This window comes from Nostoc sp. 'Peltigera membranacea cyanobiont' 232 (assembly GCF_002245985.1).
Taxonomy (GTDB): domain Bacteria; phylum Cyanobacteriota; class Cyanobacteriia; order Cyanobacteriales; family Nostocaceae; genus Nostoc.
Map to the genome: position 1 here is coordinate 61875 of NZ_NOLK01000023.1, position 14999 is coordinate 76873.

A 14999-nucleotide genomic window follows, 5' to 3' on the forward strand; every position below is an offset into this window, starting at 1 on the left:
ATTTAGTATCTATAATCTTAGTCTACAAGACTTTAAGGTTCTTGTCCGTATCAAAACCATAACGATATAAGACCTTTAAAGGCAGTTTCCCGCATTATCCCACAAAGCCCTGCAATCGCTTCTCCTTCTCTTGCCAGTCAGGGAGATAAGCAGACATAAAACACTTAAAAAGCTTACCGTGGTTGGGAACGAGGAGATGCACAAGTTCGTGAACAATCACAAACTCACCCAATTCTTTTGGTAAATCTAGCAATTCAGTGTTAAGGGTTAGGCGTCCTGTGGTAGAAATGGATGCCCATTTGCGCTTCATCGGACGGAGTTGAATTTGTTTGACTTGGACTTTAATGCGATCGCTCCATTCTTGCACAGCGTTCTTAAGTGCTTGTGCGTCTTTCCATTGCGTTGCGGCTTCGAGTTTTTCTGGTAAAGGAGTCGTGTTCATGATTCGACTCGTTCGAGTTTCAGCAGGTTGTTGGTGACTTCAATGGTTTGCTCAACTGAGCTTGTAATAGGATAAATAGTAGCGTAAAGTTCGGTTCTTAAATCAATTTCCTGACGCGCATCCCACCAATAATCAGGGAAGTTGCTATAAATGGCGTTGATGGTTTCGGCTTGGTTGATATCAAGGCAATCAACTGCTTGCTTGATGACAGTGTAAATGGCAAAGGTGTTTTCATCAACCTTGAGCCGTTGCCGTTCTGACTCTGCTTCTATGCATTCATTGGCAATTTCATCTAGTTTAGCTAAAGCAACGTGAGCCTCTATTTGGCGGTTTTCAAAGCTGGCGCGGACAGTTTCTGCACGTTCGCCAATGGAAATCAAAAATGGCGATCGCTGACTTTGCTCGTTTACTGTTTTCAACAATGCCTTACTCAAGTTTAGAACTTTTACTGTATCCGTCGTGCTATTTTGGCGGAATTGTTCTAATTGTTGGGCATTGAGTTCGTGGATTGTCCCTGGCATTTCTAACTCGCCGATTGTGACGTTGCGGCGTACCAGTTCTTTGGTTTTGGCGGTGAGTTCAATATCAATGTAGGGGCTGGTATTGTAAGCAGCGCGGATTGTTCCGTAAAGCCTGGCGATCGCTTGATAATTTTCCATGAAGGGACGCAAGTCAGGGTCATCAAGTTCCTCAATGTCGTTAATATCTTCTGCGGCTTTGAGTTGGAGAAATTCTTTTTCTAAAATTTCTTGGGGAACGCGAAACTCTGATTTAGCAAGGGCATAATTTAGCTTCAGGGTTGTGCCATCTCGTACTGAGTCGGCGGTTGAATAGGAATCTAGGCTGTATTTTGGGTCAGTAGGTTCGCCGAAGGTTTGAAAGGTACTTTGTCCTTTAGCTGCTTTACTGACAGGTGTACCTGTGAAACCAATAAATGTAGCGTTGGGGAGGGCAGCCATTAAATATATGCCAAAATTACCACCTGTGCTACGGTGTGCCTCATCGACTAAGACAGTAATCGTAGAACGCTTATTTTCTACCTTCATCTTGTCGAATTTGTGAATCATGGCGACGATTAACCCGCGATAATCATCTTGGATGAGTTTTTCTAAGTCTGCTTTACTAGTTGCGACTTCATAGCTTTTGATGCTGTATGCTTTGAGGTTTTTGTCTAGTTGATTTTCCAGTTCGTTGCGGTCAACAATCACGATTACGGTATTATCGCCGCTAATATTGCGGAGTTGGGCGGCAATTGTAATCATGGTGAGGGTTTTACCACTGCCTTGGGTATGCCAAACCAGCCCCCGTTTTTTATTCGGGTCTTGGATGCGTTGCAGGACTTTTTTGACTGCACGGGTTTGATGTTGCCGGAGAACAACTTTGGTTAAGCCGTCATCGCGTTCGAGGAAAACAATGTAATATCTGAGAATGTCTAAAAAGCGTTGATAGTCGAAGAAGGTTTTGATTTTCTCTTCGTAGTCACCTTCTTGGATAATGGAACCTAACCCCCCAGCCCCCTTCCCTACGAGGGAAGGGGGAGTAAAAGCGGGAGTAATATTGTTGTTCCCCTCCCCTACAAGGGGAGGGGTTAGGGGAGAGGTCAGTTTCCATTCAAATAAGTTTTTGCGGTTGGTATTCCAGGTTAAGCCATACCAGAAATTCCAGAGTTCTGTGACTTCAAAAACTTGGGGAAAGGCAAGCAATTCGGGGGTTTGGTTGTGGTAGCGGCGAATTTGGTCAATGCCTAGTGCTAAACCATCAGTTTTCTTTTCTCCTTTGGTTTCAGCAATGGCGATGGGGATACCGTTAATTAAAAAAATAATATCAGCACGGTTGGGAAATTTTACGCCTTTTTGCGACCATTCATCTGTGACTTGGAAGATGTTATTTTCTGGGTTATTAAAGTCGATGAGGGTAATATTTCTGTCGCGGTTTTCTTGGGCGACAAAAATAGATTGTTTGCCTTGCAACCAGTTTAAAGCTTCGCGGTTGCCTTCGATGGTGTTGTCAATATTTCGCAGGCGGCGAAGAACTTCATCTATGTTGTTAGAGGTGACAACGCCAGGATTTAGTTTAATTAGTTGACTGCGAAGAACATCTGCAAAGTAGCGTTCTTTAAGCTTTTCCTCTCCCTTTCCTTCTCGCCGTTGTAATGCCTCTTTTGAAGTTAGGTATTCCCAGCCAATTTGATAGGCATATTTCAGCATCGGTCTTTGCACGGCGGAGGTTTCGCTCATACGTAAATTTCGGTTAGGGGTTGGGTGGAAATTTTACCTGTCATCAGTTGTTCTAGCATGGCGTGAAAGAGTTCGTCGATAAGGGTGAGTTCTTTTTCTAGGGCTTGAATTTTGCGATCGCACGCCTGTAAAGTTCCAATAATTTCGTGTTGCTCATCAATAGAGGGAATAGGCACTAAGACAGCTTTAATAGTCTGCGTATTGATATTAAATTTTCCGTCAGCTGCGTTAGATGCTCTACCACTTAAATAACTCTTCCCTCTATGAGTCATGGTGTAAAATTGGAAAAATTCAGGTAACAAAATATTTACCTTAAGTCTTACTCGTATTAGATAAGATGCAAACATAGCGTGAGGAGGTTTTCCACAAAAAACAGCACATCTACCTATATATTCTTTTCTTCCATTCGTCCTTACAAAAAGTAAATCACCAGCTTCTAAAGATAGCTTTTCAAATTCTTTTTTTTCTGGCTTTGTAAACTTTAAATCAAATATATTTATCTTGCCACCAATCACATTTGGAATTCTTAAAACAGGAATACCACTGGTATCCGAATCACACAGTTTTGATGTACCGTACTGAAGAAATTCACAAACTTTATCCACCGTTACAACTTCCCAAGTCTCAGGAATCTTGCCTATATTCGTCTGCTTGCGCTGTTCATTACGAGTGCCATGAGTAAAGAGATACTGCATCAGTGCAGCTTTGCGTTCCCGTTCCAGTTCTAACTCTCGCTGACGGGTTTCTTTGGCTTTCTGGATGGTTCGCAGAGTGTGTGCGATCGTTTTTTGTTCAGAGAGTGGGGGGAGATAAATAGGGAATTGTTTAACAATATCTGTAGTTAAATTTTTGAAAATGCTTCCCATCGGAGCAATAATATTGAACTTCTCTCTCCAAAATAATAATTGAAAATACAAATATTCCTTATTTAATATTTCGCTGATATTGTTTAATCCTATAAATCCGTCATGGATACAAGCATCTACAGCTAAAAAGCAAGGTAATCCAACTGTTCCACTAATACTTAAAATTAAGTCTCCCTTTTTCATAGGACGACTTAATTTTGCTCCTTCCTCAGTCAAAAAATCAATTTTTGGTGTTGTATAAGAACCATCTCTAGTTACATCAGCTATCATCAATCTAGGAATAGTTCCACCATAATATCTTGGATCGCTTTTCGGTCTTGGTGAAGCACCTCGAACAATCTTGCATAATTCTCCTAATTTAACAACTTTCCAATGAGGCGGTAATTCTAACTCACCCATCCCTACCCCTCTCATATTCCATCAGCAATAATCAAATCCATCATTTCATTCTTATTCTTCCGATAAACCCGAAAATCACTATCTAGAGTTAACACAGTACTACCACTAATCAATTCACTCATTCTTACCAAACACGCATCAGCTAAAGACATCGGCACATTCTGATACCGCTTCATCAACTCTCTAACCGTTCCTATTTCATCACTGAGACGAAAAGAGATTTGAATTAAGCCAGTATTTAGTAAAGACATAACCGCATCCTCTCCGCCATAAAAATCGCGCAATATAAAACACGCTTCACTAATTACTGCTTCACAAGTAAAGAAAGGGTAAGCTAAATTAGCAACTTCTTGAGTAGCCCAACTATGATATTGTTCCCGATTATTAATTAAAGCAACTAGAGGGCCAGTATCAATAATGATATTTTGCTTCACTATTTACCATACCCTTCTAGATACTTTTTATTAGTCGCCAAATCTCCGGGGCCTCCATCAACACATCCAATAAACTCCTTAGCAGCTTCTAAAAATGAAACTTGTTTTTCCTTCTCCTTATCCTCAACTGTCTCCTGCTTTTGCATCTCCTTAAACTGCAAAAACTGAATAAAATCAATTACCTCCTCCTGCTTCTCAGGAGATAACTTTTTAAATTCATCAATCACTATTTGTTCCTTATCAATTGCTTGAGTCATAGCTTTATCCTAGATGAAAATAATTAAGATATTTGTAGCTGATTGAAACTTTAACAAGTTACACTCTACTACTCATTGTAGACAAACTTAAATACTCAATAATCAGCAAGCGTAAATAGTCTAACATCTCCAGATAAGCCTTCATGCTTTGATATTCTCCATTCCTGCTAAAGTAAAATTGAGCAATAGCAGGAATATCAAAAACTGCAAGGTGATTTAAGTTGTCAACTGCTTGCTGTTGATTTTGTATCTCACCCTTAAATTGAATTTGACTAGCATATCCTCTGATATTAACAGTTAATAGTTCCAGTTCTTCTAAAACCGAAAACTCATCATTAGATGCGGGGAAATTTGCGGCTATTTCCTGACGTTCTGATTTTGTGGTTTGATAATCACTGGTTAACTGTTCTAAAATATGAATAATCTGATTTTTCGTTCTATTAGCTTTTTGAGCTACCACATCTAACCTATTCATCATTCACCCCATAAGTGACAATTTTTTCAATACCAAATGAATCCGATCGAACAATTAAATACTCATTTCCTTTTCGATAAACTGCTGCACCATCTCCACGATATCCAGCTTTAGGTACTCGCACTGCCCCTTTTTTATTAAAGTTGTGAGCTTTTCTTAAATATTTCAAAGCGTCAATATTTTTTCTCAAAGCATGATCTACAACACTATGAGCCACACTAGTATAGGTAGATGCATCCCATTTGGTCAAATACTGCTCAATCTCAGCAATTTCTGCCTCACTATATTTTGCACACAACCTTAACCAAAATGGGTCAACAGGCAACTCATCAGGCATTAAATCTGTACTCCCTCCTTGACGCTTAAATTCAACTTTGCTAACACCTCAGCTAAATCTTTATCAGCCCATTCCCTCTCTTGTCTGGCTACAGCCAAATCTGTCAAAATATCCTCAATGGAACGATGCACAACTTTATCGCTAACATCCACAAACTGCGACGGACTAAGATTATAATCCGCTTCCCTCAATTCTTCTAACTTAACAACCTTACTCAGCTTATCTCGCGTTTCCCAATTGCGATAAACCTCATCAACCGCTTTAATTCCTTCCTGCGTCAAAATATTCTTCGGATCGCCCTTCACAAAATAATCAGCAGCATTAATCAGCAAAAACTCGCCCTTACGATTCAGAGGTTTCAGGCGATTTAACAAAATCACCACCCCTGGTGCAGTCGTGTTATAAAACAAATTTTCAGGTAGCAAAATCACCCCTTCAACTCTGTCCCTTTCCACAAATACCTTGCGAATGTCCCTTTCTTGATTTTTGTTCTGACTCCCCGAACCGCGAGACACCGCACCTGTATCCAAAACAACCGCCGCCCGTCCGTTATCTTTCAGCGATGCCCAAATATGCTGCACCCATCCCCAATCTGCTGAAGACTTGGATGCAATTCCGTCCTTAAACCGTTCAAAAGAATCTTCTTCGTAAGCATCTGCGCCGTAGTTGTCCTGATTCCACATCGGATTAGCAACCACATAATCAAAGCGCATCACCTTCTTGTCAACCGTAAATTTAGGTTGTCTGAATGTATCGCCAATCTCAATTTGAGTATCAGTAAAATCCTGCAAAAACATATTCATTTTAGCGATCGCGAAAGTTGTCCAGTTCAACTCTTGCCCAAATAACCGGGGTGCTTTACTCTCGTCCCCTGGATGCTTGCGGTTGAACACCAGACGCGGCTTAGTCAACAACCTTCCCGATCCACAAGTGGGGTCATAAATCTTTGTGTAAGGTTCAGGGTCAATAATTTCCGCAATCAACCAACCCACCTCTGATGGTGTCAAAAACTCCCCCGCACTTTGCCCCTGTCCTTCAGCAAATTTCCGCAGCAGATACTCATAAGCTTCCCCTAAAACATCTGCATTGGTATTTTTTAACCCTAACCGATGCCGACTGATGACTTCAATCAAATCCTTTAAACGGTCATCATCCAAAACGCGCTAATTGCTTTGCTTCTCGTTATAATCCTTCAGCGTCAGCGTTCCCGATAACCCAGGGTTGCGGTTTGCCACCTCCCGCATCGCCGTTGTGATAAACTCTCCTAAGCCATCTTTAGGATGAAAGCGAATCGCATCCCAACGGTATTCATGAGGGACATAGTAACGGACAATCGGCTGACGGTTATTTTTAATTGCATCTTGATGATCTGCTTCAATGAAAGCACGGGCTAAGTCTCCACCCCCAAACTTCTCGGCGCTTGGTGTCGATGGGGGACTGCCGAACCCGGAGGGCGATCGCTCCTGCGCTTGGGACAACAACATAAACCGCTTACCTTTACCTGAAGTAAATAACTCCGGCTCTTGGTCTTTCAGCTTTTTCAGCGTGGTGCTGGCTATGTCAAAACTTAACCCCACAGATAGCCAATATGACATTGCAGCCAGTTCCAGCAAATTAGACTTTGAGTAATAAATACTACGTCCTGTCCCCGTATCGCTGATTACAGGAACAATCACCCCCCTCTCTCGCCAATACTGTAGCTGACGAAGGGTGCAGCCTGTGATTTCAGCAGCTTCCTTGCTTGTAAAAAATGTCTCCTGCATACAATTTATTTTACAAAGGACAATCTCATATTCTTGTTGGTGTTAGCCTCGGTTTAGAAAAGCCTGCAACAGTAGCAATAGTAGACGGGACTACAGGTAAAGTCCTTACCTATCGCAGCATTAGACAACTACTGGGTGATAATTACAAAGTGCTAAATCGACAGCGACAGCAAAAGCATTTTTTATCCCACCAACGCCAAATAGCTCAAACGCTTGCTGCACCAAATCAGTTTGGAGAATCGGAGTTAGGGGAATACATAGACAGATTACTGGCCAAAGAGATTATTGCGATCGCCCAGCAGTTAGGTGGGGTAAAACTAGACGATGAGTGGTTACAAGCTGAAATTGCTCGTCTTAGAAGTAAAAGCATTGTGCCGCTAGAACAAGTAAAAAAGCTCCATGAGTGGTTGGATGGCAAACGCAAGGCAAGGCAGTCCTGTAGAGTTGTAGGGGAATCACGAACTGGCAAGACAGTTGCTTGTGATGCCTATAGATTAAGGCATAAACCATTGAAAGAAATTGGAAGACCTCCAATTGTTCCTGTGGTTTATATTGAACCCAATCAAAAATGTACTTCTAAAGATTTGTTCAAAGAGATTATTGAGTACCTGAATTTTCGGGCAACAAAGGGGACTGTATCAGATTTCCGTGGAAGAGCGATGGAAGTACTCAAAGGATGTGGAGTAGAAATTCTAATTATTGACGAGGCTGACCGCTTGAAGCCAGAAACATTTGCTGATGTGCGTGATATTTATGACAAGTTAGGAATTGCTGTTGTCTTGGTGGGTACAGATCGTTTGGATGCGGTGATGAAGCGAGATGAGCAAGTTTACAATCGCTTTCGGGCTTGTCATCGTTTTGGGAAGTTGTCAGGAGATGATTTTAAAAAGACAGTAAAAGCTTGGGAAGATAATATTTTGAAGCTACCTGTTCCGTCTAATCTAATCAGCAAAGCTATGCTCGGAATTCTTACCTCGGCAACAGAAGGTTACATTGGGCGGTTGGATGAAATTCTTAGGGAAGCAGCAATCCGTTCTTTATCAAGGGGATTGAAGAAGATTGACAAGGCTGTTTTACAGGAAGCAGCTAGGGAGTACAAATAATGGCAGCAACAAATATTGAGCCTTGGCTATTCTTGATTAAACCCTATGAAGGGGAAAGCCTGAGCCACTTTCTTGGCAGGTTCAGACGTGCCAACCATTTATCCGCAAGTGGATTGGGTAGTTTGGCAGGAATTGGTGCAGTGGTAGCAAGGTGAGAGCGATTTCATTTTAACCCTCGCCCTAGTCAGCAAGAATTGGAAGCGATGTCTGCGACGGGCTTCGCCTACGCATCTGTGGTAGAAGTAGATGCAAACAGGCTAGCGCAAATGCTTCCACCTGCCGAAGTAGGAATGCAGTATGAACCTATTCGGTTATGTGGGGCTTGTTATGGGGAAAATCCCTGCCATCGAATTGAATGGCAGTACAAATCAGTATGGAAGTGCGATCGCCATCAACTCAAGCTTTTAGCGAAGTGTCCAAATTGTGAAGCACCTTTCAAAATGCCTGCGCTGTGGGAGGATGGGTGCTGTCATAGATGTAGGATGCTGTTTGCGGAAATGGCAAAGCAACAGAAGAGCTAATAAATACACCACAAAAAGGTGTGAAATTAACCAAGTCTGCTGCTGAATTTTTCTGGTTGTCAAAAAATTTGCGCGATCGCAGAGCAAAATCGTTCCTACTGTTTATGTCGTGTGATCGCGATGCCTACGGCTGTAAACTAGGCGCACTGAGGAGCGATCGCTTCACAAAGATTATGAATGATTTTTCACAGGGTCAGGCTGTGGGAGTGGGATTGTGAGGTTATGAAAAACTTTTTATAAGGACAGACTTATATATCTTAAGATTAGTAAACGGGAATCGTTATTTTTCGTCTTAAATTTGTAGCTTACTAAAAACGTGAGGTTATACTGCACTTGAGTAATCTATGACACGCCGTCAGTATAGTAATCCACCAATAGAAGAGGCAATCTGTGAGTTTCGCTTTGCTCCTGGACAAGCATGGAATTTTACAATACCAGGCTTATTCTATGAAAAAGTAAGAGATTTATACACAGGTGAGCCACAGCAGCAAAGCTTAATAACAACGGAATTTAAATTTGGGCGGATGCCGCCTGCAAAGCCTGAGATTACGGTAACACAAGAGCTGCCCAAGTTTTTGTTCCCTTCCGCCGATGCTGCCAAATTAGTAGGTGTGGGGCCTGATGCACTGAGCATCCATAGCCTTCGCCCTTATGAAGGGTGGGATGAATTTAGTTACAGAATTGATCAGGCATTCCAATTTTATTTAGAAGTTGCTAAACCTGTTGGCATAACCCGTATTTCTCTTCGCTACATAAATCGAATAGTTATTTCACCTGATGAGGCAGTTGACCTTAGTGAGTATTTCAATATATATCCTCAATTCCCGGATAGCCTTCCAAACAACATATCAGGATTTGTGACGCGAACTGAATCGATTTATGAAGATATTCCAATTAGGCTAGTGATAACCTTATCAGATGCCGAACCACCATCTGAACAAGTTGTATTTATACTTGATTTGGACATTTCTCAAACCTGGATAGAAAAGCCTTTATCCCTTGAAGAAGTGCTTTCTAATTTACATGAATTAAAGAGTAGAGAAGGACAAGCCTTTGAGAGTTTGATTACTGATCGCACAAGGGAGTTATTCAATGTCAAGTAAAGCCGCCTATTACACAAAGGACGAACGTCGCAATTCAGAGACAACAGCGCTATCTCAGATACGCGGCAAATTAACCCAACTTTCGCTTTCTCAATCAGCAGAAGGCTTACAAAGTGCATCGGTTGGGCAAACCGCCAATCTTGTTATTCTTGCGACAGACAGAACATCAACCGTGGGGAGTTGGAAATATCGCTCTAAGATAGCTGCCTCTTCAGTTCAAAGGGTCAAAGCTATCTCTGAGCAATCTGATAATTATGCAGTCCTGGAACTTTCAAGCTGGAGCTATTCACCAGCTCACAAAACTCACAGAAGAATTGCTGAACTAGGATCTGACAATGAAACCTATAAATACACCATAGAATGGTTGAAGCAACTACGCAAGCTTGTTGCTGCTGACCAAATGTGGTGGGGTGAACCACTGGTAAATCTGAGCTTTGACTCAGAAATAGTTTTTGAGTGGTGGCACGGAACCAAAAAGTTAACTGTTTATATTCTGGGAAATACCGCAGAATACATCAAAGTTTGGGGGACTGACATTGACAATGAAATGGAAGACGGCACGTCTTCATCACCTGCTGAACTTACGGATCTCTGGAAATGGCTAGTTTCATAGAGGTTTGCAGTGAGCGATGTGGTTGCAGATGATGAGCTATTGTATCGGTGCATTTTTTGTGGATTAGACAAATATTACCGCATTGGAGAGTTTGGATTAGAACTTAGCTCACAAGCGTTTACAGATAGAAATCAAGCTCCTTCTGTTGACATAGCAAAGCTTCGTGGTTATGACCCACAATGCACGCGGAAAAACCCAGATGATGGTGTAGTGAGTTTAATTGCTGGCGAAGTTCGGATGATAAATGTTTCTCAAAACGATCCAAAAGGCAAGCCAGTTTTTGATTATAAAATTGATGTCTGTCCAAGACCAACAGACGACAATCCATCTCACGCACAAATTGAGCCATCTCCTAATTACACGAACAAAGGAACTTTTAGGAAAGTTGCAGAAAAGCTTGCAAGACTTGCAACCGAGAGAATCAAGAAAGAGGATTGGGAGATTAAGCCACAAGATTTACCACCCTAGTCCTTCGCAATATCCTTATCATCTGTCCACATTCACTTAAAACACCACTCCATTCAGTGGTGTTTTTGTTTGAGCTTGAGATCGCCCTATTGAGGGGTGATGAAAGATTTTTCAGCACGCTAGCTAAACAATTTTTCAACCACTGTGCTTTACATATATATGCACTTGTGGACGATAGGGGAGTTAATCCTTTAGAACCGGGATTAGGAGTCACGTCCAGCGCCACGCATCGCCCATGAGCTAACCAAGGCAGTAAGTTTTACTTACTGCCTTGACTTAAAATCATGATTTCGCGTTTAAATTTGTCAAAGATGGATTGAAATTGCTTGACTACATCTCATCGCAAGTCACTTGGAACAGAAATATACCGTAATTCAGAAAGCTAACACAGCGAGAAACTAAAATCACTTTTATTGCAACCCACATCGGATGGTAACAAAATTTACGACCCTACTCCAAACGTGTAGACGCTTGTATATCCATTTCATCTAAAGGTTCTTCAATTGCATTGCGTATCCAGTTGAGGTCAAAACTATCCTGCGTGTGTGCCTGTACCTCAATTGTGATCGTCATCCCCTCAGCTTTATCAGATAAAGCCTGTAAAACCTCGAATAATTGAAATATCTTTGCCTTATCAGTAGAAGATGTCAGCTTATAGTAACGTGCGGGTTTTTTCCCATTAACAATATCAACCAAAACAGTTCGCTCAATACTACTTGCATCTGATTTATACTCTACAGTTTGTTTTTCTTCAGAAACTTTTCTCTTTGTAGTGCTACCAGAGTCACCTGAACCATAAATTAGTTTAACAGTATCATCTTCTTCCGCATCCTTTATTATCGTCTCCACTATTTCTGGAGATTTCACACTCCTCAACTTATTAACCAAGCTGGGAGATAAAAGATAACCGGCTAGGTCTAACTCATCAGCAGGTATAACTTTCTCAAAACTGATTAAATTGGGATTATCTACTACAGGGATTTCACCACTAATAGTCATTGATGGTACATAACCAATTAAACCTTGTTCAATGGCTTTGAGAATAGATTTTTTAATTCCTTCTACCCCTAACATTTTGGGTAAAGTAGGGAAGCGGAAAAAATAACTCACTAATTCCTCACCAGTTATATATTCCTTGTCTGGACTTTCTAACCCAGATAAACTTACTAACTTACTAGCAGTAGTAGTTTCAAAAACATAATTCTTTAAAGCATCTAATACCCGTTCTTGCAAATTCTGACTGGTATTGAGTTGAGATTGTAAATCAACACTTTCCAACCTCACAGGTTTTTCACCGCTATTGTCTGGGAGAGGTAGTAAAATATATTCATACAGACGACGCACGGCAGCCACAATCTCACTAGTAGCATCCTTAGCTTTGCTAGCAAGTTCATTGAATTCTTCTAATTCTTCAGAAGAAGCCTTCTTCTTATTCTTCTTTTCAATTAGTCCAGATATAGCTAAGGCAGTTCTTGCACCTTTTCGTGCCTTATCCATTTGTGCTTTATTGGGAACGACAAAAGCAAGTGCATTTTTAAATTCCCGTTTATCATTACCACGATTCTCTAACCAATTTAAGGCATCTGCCAAGACTAAATCCTTACTCTTATCTGCCCAACTTGGCTCTAGGTAGACAATACTAAACTGCTTAACTTTATCTGGAATAGCGGCAGCATCTTTAGGCCAGACAACTTTACTGCGGATGTTAGGCAGAGTTTTATTTAGTTCCTCCTGAATTTTCTGCAATACTTCATCGCTACTCACCTTGCCTTCTTCATCAGCAATTAACTTATTCAAATTTGCTTTGGTTTCAAAGCGATAACGTTGACCAACATAGTGTAAATGAAGTAATTCTTCGCGCAAATCACTTAAAGCAGCAGTAATTGTCGTCCTATCTAATCCTGGTGCAAGACAAGCAGAGGTAATTTCTTGTTCTAAAACCCCTTTATCTCCTCCTCTTGTACCAAAGGAATACATTAAAATGGCAGAAGATAGACGAGTCCCTACCTTTAAATGGGATAATGCTGGAGCATCAGCAGCAATGCGATTATCTACTGTTTTAACCTTAGCCTTTCGCCCAGTTAAGTCAGAAATTAATACAGAACTGTAAGCATCTCTTGCCCCAACTTGCGAAAAGAAAGCATTTTTCACAATGTCATTATCAAAGGGAATACTTCCCGGAGTAATTAACCAAGAATTATCTTTTGCTTGCCACAAAGCATAAGTGGCGGCAGCAAGAAATTGTAAAGCACCGCGAGTCCGTTGATAACTGGGCAGAGTTCCCCAGCGATAATACATTAAATCAATTAAGTCGGGATGGAAAGGATAACTAACTAAAATTCTTTCTGCTAATAAATCAGCTTGTTGTTGAATTTCTTGTTTTTCACGATTAGTATCAGCATAACTTTCACGCAACCTGCGGAATAATTCTGCTTGTTGTCTAGCTACTTCTTGAATAATTGCCGTATCGCCAATATTGCTAAATAACCGTCTCTGGATTACCTGCATCACTTCATCGCCAGAAACAGGTTCTTTTTTGGCATCAATGCGACTAACCAATTTATCTAAAGCACTGAGTAAACCTTCATTACCAAAAGATTCAGCGACACTAGCTTGCAGAGAATACACTAAAACAGTTTTGGGTAATTCTCTCACAATTTCAGTGAGTTTTTGGATAAAAATGAGAACCTGACGACCAAAGTTAGAATCTCCCACTTGTACCGCCATTGCACTTTCTACAAACACCAGTAATTCATCTATCAGGATGAGGTTAGGTGTATCCCCAAGTATCTTTCTCCAAACCTCATTACCGGGAGCAACCTTTTGTTGGTCTTCTGTGGCTAATAAAGAGTAAGCATGATGTCCACCTAATTGCCATGCCAAATATCCCCAAGGGGTAAAAATAGGTGGACTATCATCAATTTCTATTCCTTTGATAGCACCTGCTTCAAAGCCAATAAAATGGGCTACACGGACATTACCAGGATTTGGTAATTCATCTAATTGGGTGATACTTTGTAAGTCGCTGCGATTTTTAGTGATGTGATAAAGACTGATAAGGGAGTGAGTTTTACCACCACCAAAAGGTGTGCGAAGTTGTAATACTCTATCGCCTGCATCTCCCCGTAGACTTTTAAGGACATCTGTTAGGAGTTTTTTCAGGGCTGTAGTCAAGTAAGTAGCATTGAAAAAATCACGAGCATTTCGGTAGACTGGGGGACAATTAGGATCTTGGCGTACTACCAAACTCAAACTAGCTGCATAAGTAGCATTATCTAAGTTCCCACTGAGGATATCGGGGTGGGGGGATAAATCACCAAATCTGGAGATAACTGTGTAGGAGCTAAATCATGGAGGTGGAAGTTGATGGCAAATTTGAACACACCCTTAATTAACGAACTACTCGAACAAGTTGGTAAACATCCAGACTTCGAGAACTGGCGACAAGAAGGTAAGCTTCCAGCAACTATTGTTAGTCAACTGTGTCAGCCCCTCAAGACTGACCCGCGCTTTGAAGATCAACCTAAGCGTTTAAGTCAGTCGGCGATTCATATTGTGGACTACATCTACAAGTCTTGGCTGGCAATACAAAAACGTCTACAGCAACAGCTAGACGGCAAAATGCGCTGGCTAGAAATGCTCAACAGTGATGTTGAACTTGTGGAAACTAGCGGTTCTAGTATGGAGGCTATTCGTACCAAAGCCTCTGAAATTTTGGCAATAGCTATGCCAGCATCTGACTCAGATAGCTCTCAACCCAAAAGAAAGAAGGGCAAGAAGGCTAAAAAATCCTTGTCTTCCAGCCCTGACCGCAAAGCCTGGGGCTAGAAAAACCTGCCACCGTAGCTGTAGTAGGGGTTTTTTGTATAAACCCTCGAAAAGGGGGATTCTGGAAATTAATGAGACGGGGCTTGGGTTAGCTGCTGAACGATCGCATCGAGATCGATCGAGTCAGAAAACTTCCTAAACTCATAACGACCA

Annotated in this window: 16 protein-coding genes and 1 pseudogene; 7 read left to right on the forward strand and 10 right to left on the reverse strand. The window is 41.3% G+C overall.

The window, feature by feature from the left end; genetic code table 11:
• Positions 1–94: 94 nt before the first annotated feature.
• The 9 genes from CDG79_RS10540 to CDG79_RS43595 are packed head-to-tail and all read right to left on the reverse strand — an operon-like array spanning position 95 to position 7210.
• Positions 95–442 (reverse strand): M48 metallopeptidase family protein, encoded by a 348-nt coding sequence (locus tag CDG79_RS10540; protein ID WP_094342088.1) that lies wholly within the window; start codon positions 440–442, stop codon positions 95–97.
• Positions 439–2679: an HsdR family type I site-specific deoxyribonuclease gene (locus tag CDG79_RS10545; RefSeq protein WP_094342089.1), complete on the reverse strand. Its 2241-nt coding sequence runs from the start codon at positions 2677–2679 to the stop codon at positions 439–441. The genes CDG79_RS10540 and CDG79_RS10545 overlap by 4 nt, the downstream gene beginning before the upstream one ends.
• Positions 2676–3944, reverse strand: a complete 1269-nt coding sequence (locus CDG79_RS10550; protein WP_189524951.1) for a restriction endonuclease subunit S — start codon at positions 3942–3944, stop codon at positions 2676–2678. Before CDG79_RS10550 ends, CDG79_RS10545 begins: the two co-directional genes overlap by 4 nt.
• Positions 3945–3955: 11 nt before the next feature.
• Complete coding sequence (locus CDG79_RS10555) at positions 3956–4378, reverse strand: type II toxin-antitoxin system VapC family toxin (RefSeq protein WP_094342091.1); 423 nt, start codon at positions 4376–4378, stop codon at positions 3956–3958.
• Positions 4378–4635, reverse strand: a complete 258-nt coding sequence (locus CDG79_RS10560) for a DUF2281 domain-containing protein (protein WP_094342092.1) — start codon at positions 4633–4635, stop codon at positions 4378–4380. Before CDG79_RS10560 ends, CDG79_RS10555 begins: the two co-directional genes overlap by 1 nt.
• A gap of 58 nt (positions 4636–4693) precedes the next feature.
• Positions 4694–5113 carry a hypothetical protein gene (locus CDG79_RS10565; protein WP_317616579.1) on the reverse strand — a complete coding sequence of 140 codons (420 nt, stop codon included), beginning with the start codon at positions 5111–5113 and terminating at the stop codon, positions 4694–4696.
• Positions 5103–5447 (reverse strand): hypothetical protein, encoded by a 345-nt coding sequence (locus CDG79_RS10570; RefSeq protein WP_094342094.1) that lies wholly within the window; start codon positions 5445–5447, stop codon positions 5103–5105. Before CDG79_RS10570 ends, CDG79_RS10565 begins: the two co-directional genes overlap by 11 nt.
• Positions 5447–6604, reverse strand: a complete 1158-nt coding sequence (locus CDG79_RS10575; protein WP_223278089.1) for an N-6 DNA methylase — start codon at positions 6602–6604, stop codon at positions 5447–5449. The genes CDG79_RS10570 and CDG79_RS10575 overlap by 1 nt, the downstream gene beginning before the upstream one ends.
• Positions 6605–6610: 6 nt before the next feature.
• Positions 6611–7210 carry a MerR family transcriptional regulator gene (locus tag CDG79_RS43595; RefSeq protein ID WP_223278090.1) on the reverse strand — a complete coding sequence of 200 codons (600 nt, stop codon included), beginning with the start codon at positions 7208–7210 and terminating at the stop codon, positions 6611–6613.
• Between CDG79_RS43595 and CDG79_RS10585 the strand changes: the two genes are divergently transcribed.
• The 6 genes and pseudogenes from CDG79_RS10585 to CDG79_RS10605 all read left to right on the forward strand — a co-directional run bounded on the left by CDG79_RS10585 (position 7198) and on the right by CDG79_RS10605 (position 11018).
• Complete coding sequence (locus CDG79_RS10585; RefSeq protein WP_317616580.1) at positions 7198–8313, forward strand: TniB family NTP-binding protein; 1116 nt, start codon at positions 7198–7200, stop codon at positions 8311–8313. The genes CDG79_RS43595 and CDG79_RS10585 overlap by 13 nt on opposite strands.
• Positions 8313–8834, forward strand: a pseudogene (locus CDG79_RS45440) (TniQ family protein). Before CDG79_RS10585 ends, CDG79_RS45440 begins: the two are co-directional and overlap by 1 nt.
• A gap of 20 nt (positions 8835–8854) precedes the next feature.
• Complete coding sequence (locus CDG79_RS40920) at positions 8855–9052, forward strand: hypothetical protein (protein ID WP_143855457.1); 198 nt, start codon at positions 8855–8857, stop codon at positions 9050–9052.
• A gap of 126 nt (positions 9053–9178) precedes the next feature.
• The gene (locus CDG79_RS10595; protein WP_094342095.1) at positions 9179–9937 is read left to right on the forward strand and encodes a TIGR04255 family protein; all 759 of its coding nucleotides are present in this window, start codon (positions 9179–9181) and stop codon (positions 9935–9937) included.
• Complete coding sequence (locus tag CDG79_RS10600; RefSeq protein ID WP_094342096.1) at positions 9927–10550, forward strand: hypothetical protein; 624 nt, start codon at positions 9927–9929, stop codon at positions 10548–10550. The genes CDG79_RS10595 and CDG79_RS10600 overlap by 11 nt, the downstream gene beginning before the upstream one ends.
• Positions 10551–10559: 9 nt before the next feature.
• Positions 10560–11018, forward strand: a complete 459-nt coding sequence (locus CDG79_RS10605) for a hypothetical protein (RefSeq protein WP_094342097.1) — start codon at positions 10560–10562, stop codon at positions 11016–11018.
• Positions 11019–11468: 450 nt separating this feature from the next.
• On the opposite strand, the gene CDG79_RS10610 is transcribed toward CDG79_RS10605, so the two are convergent.
• A complete protein-coding gene (locus tag CDG79_RS10610) occupies positions 11469–14270 on the reverse strand; it encodes an ATP-binding protein (RefSeq protein ID WP_189524952.1) in 2802 nt (933 codons plus the stop codon).
• Between the two features lie 114 nt (positions 14271–14384).
• On the opposite strand from CDG79_RS10610, the gene cas12k reads away from it, so the two are divergent.
• Positions 14385–14846, forward strand: a complete 462-nt coding sequence (gene cas12k, locus CDG79_RS10615; protein ID WP_223278091.1) for a type V CRISPR-associated protein Cas12k — start codon at positions 14385–14387, stop codon at positions 14844–14846.
• The last annotated feature ends 153 nt before the right edge of the window (positions 14847–14999 follow it).

Coding starts and splice junctions, on each gene's coding strand:
- CDG79_RS10560 (WP_094342092.1), bottom strand. CDS start 4,635: ATGACTCAAGCAATTGATAAGGAACAAATAGTGATTGATGAATTTAAA.
- CDG79_RS10540 (WP_094342088.1), bottom strand. CDS start 442: ATGAACACGACTCCTTTACCAGAAAAACTCGAAGCCGCAACGCAATGG.
- CDG79_RS10550 (WP_189524951.1), bottom strand. CDS start 3,944: ATGGGTGAGTTAGAATTACCGCCTCATTGGAAAGTTGTTAAATTAGGA.
- CDG79_RS10600 (WP_094342096.1), top strand. CDS start 9,927: ATGTCAAGTAAAGCCGCCTATTACACAAAGGACGAACGTCGCAATTCA.
- CDG79_RS43595 (WP_223278090.1), bottom strand. CDS start 7,210: ATGCAGGAGACATTTTTTACAAGCAAGGAAGCTGCTGAAATCACAGGC.
- CDG79_RS10585 (WP_317616580.1), top strand. CDS start 7,198: ATGTCTCCTGCATACAATTTATTTTACAAAGGACAATCTCATATTCTT.
- cas12k (WP_223278091.1), top strand. CDS start 14,385: ATGGCAAATTTGAACACACCCTTAATTAACGAACTACTCGAACAAGTT.
- CDG79_RS10595 (WP_094342095.1), top strand. CDS start 9,179: ATGACACGCCGTCAGTATAGTAATCCACCAATAGAAGAGGCAATCTGT.
- CDG79_RS10570 (WP_094342094.1), bottom strand. CDS start 5,447: ATGCCTGATGAGTTGCCTGTTGACCCATTTTGGTTAAGGTTGTGTGCA.
- CDG79_RS10545 (WP_094342089.1), bottom strand. CDS start 2,679: ATGAGCGAAACCTCCGCCGTGCAAAGACCGATGCTGAAATATGCCTAT.
- CDG79_RS10565 (WP_317616579.1), bottom strand. CDS start 5,113: ATGATGAATAGGTTAGATGTGGTAGCTCAAAAAGCTAATAGAACGAAA.